Origin of the sequence: Kitasatospora sp. NPDC091257 (genome assembly GCF_044757675.1) — a bacterium.
In the GTDB taxonomy this organism is placed as follows: Bacteria; Actinomycetota; Actinomycetes; order Streptomycetales; family Streptomycetaceae; genus Kitasatospora; species Kitasatospora lactacystinica.
Window position 1 is genome coordinate 1 of sequence record NZ_JBIVVI010001620.1, and the last position, 1,581, is coordinate 1,581.

Genomic DNA, 1,581 nt, shown 5'->3' on the forward strand with positions numbered 1-1,581 from the left:
GCCGGCGTCGGTGGTGAAGCTGGGCAGCAGGACGGTGGTGGCGTCGGCGCCGCGGGCCTCGGTGAAGGCGGCGAGGCGTTCCGCGCCGGAGGAGGGGCCGGACCGGCAGCGACCTGGTCCAGCACATCAAGGACGCCGACGTCCAGTGCATCAACAGCCTGTTCCAGCTCACCGGCGGCGACGCGCGCGGCGCGTTCCGCGAGGAGCAGATGAGCACGGTGGCCTACGCGCTGCGCGACGCGGCGGCCAACTACCCCGGTGACAACAGCACGTCGGTCGAGCAGCTGGTGCTCTACCTGCGCGCCGGCTACTTCGTGCAGTGGTACCACAAGCAGGACGTCGGCGAGTACGGCGCCGGCCTCAAGACCGCGATCCAGTCCGGCCTGGACGCCTTCTTCAACAGCGCGCACTCGCGCGACGTCGTGGCGGGCAACGGGCCCATCCTGGGCGAGGCCGTCACCCTGATCGACAGCGCCCAGGAGAACGTCCGCTACCTGCCGGTCGTCAAGCGGCTGCTGGGCGACTACAAGGCCGACACCTGGAACCCGGCCGGCATGGCGTGGGCGGTCAACCCGGTCTTCACCGTGCTGTTCCGCGGCCACCAGGTGCCCGGCTTCGACGCCGCCGTCGAGGCCGACCCGAGCGTGCTGGACGCGCTGTCCGACTTCGCGACCCGCAACAACGCCCTGCTCGGCGACACCTACGGCGTGCTGGTCTACAACGCGACCAAGGAGCTCACCCGCTTCCTGAAGGACACGGCCCTCCAGGCCAAGGTCCGCCCCCTCGCCAAGGGGCTGGTCGGCACCTCGGAGCCGAAGGGCCGCACCGTCTACCAGTGGGCCGCGGTCGCCGAGGGCGTCGACTACTACGACGCCGGCAACTGCTCGTACTACGGCACCTGCAACAAGGCCGACCAGCTCAAGGCCGGCGTGCTGACCGTGAAGCACACCTGCAGCCCGAGCATCACGATCCTCGCCCAGGCGCTGGACAGCACCCAGGTCGGCACCGCCTGCACCAGCCTGAACGGTCAGGATGCGTTCTTCCACGCGGTGGCCAAGGACAGCGGCCCGGTCAAGGACGACGGCAACAGCACGATCGAGGTCGTGGTCTTCCACTCCTCGCTCGACTACCAGGTGCTCGCCGCCGCGATCTACGGCATCGACACCAACAACGGCGGCATGTACCTGGAGGGCGAGCCGGCCACGGCCGGCAACCAGCCGCGCTTCCTCTGCTACGAGGCCGAGTGGGCCCGCCCGTCCTTCGAGATCTGGAACCTCAACCACGAGTACACCCACTACCTCGACGGCCGGTTCGACATGTACGGCGACTTCGAGGCCGGCATGACCACCCCGACCGTCTGGTGGGTGGAGGGCTTCGCCGAGTACGTCTCCTGGTCGTACCGCAAGGTCAACAACGACGCGGCCATCGCGGCGGCCGGCCGCCACACCTACAGGCTGAGCGACCTCTTCGACACCGCCTACGGCGACCAGGACCGGGTGTACCGCTGGGGGTACCTGGCCGTGCGCTACATGCTGGAGCAGCACCGTTCCGACATGGACGCGGTCCTCGCCAAGTACCGCG

General features: G+C 69.3%; 1 pseudogene. It reads left to right on the top strand.

The annotated features are described in order from the left end of the window. Positions 1–95: 95 nt before the first annotated feature. Positions 96–1,581, top strand: a pseudogene (locus ACIQOV_RS40805) (collagenase); the annotation flags it as partial.